Genomic DNA, 276 nt, shown 5'->3' on the forward strand with positions numbered 1-276 from the left:
TGGGCGCGCCCGAGCGGTTCCGCCTGGTCGAGGTCGGCCCCGGCGACGGCACATTGATGAGCGACGCCTTACGCGCCGCCCGCCTGGTCCCGGGCTTTCTCGAAGCCTGCGATCTGATCCTGATCGAACCCAGCGCCCCCTTGCGCGATCTCCAGGCCAAGGCCCTGGCCGGCGCCGACCTGTCGCCGCGCTGGGTCCGCAGCCTGACGGCGATCGAGACCGACGCCCCGGTCATCCTGATCGCCAATGAGGTGCTGGACTGCATGCCCGCCCGTC

At 71.4% G+C, this 276-nt stretch carries 1 protein-coding gene; it reads left to right on the plus strand.

Annotation, left to right across the window (positions count from 1 at the left end; all coding sequences use genetic code 11):
• A partial coding sequence (locus CVH10_RS20080; protein WP_181244568.1) for an SAM-dependent methyltransferase occupies nucleotides 1-276 on the plus strand: 276 nt, incomplete at both ends.

Source organism: Halomonas sp. ND22Bw (assembly GCF_003011945.1).
GTDB classification, from domain to species: domain Bacteria; phylum Pseudomonadota; class Gammaproteobacteria; order Pseudomonadales; family Halomonadaceae; genus Halomonas; species Halomonas halophila.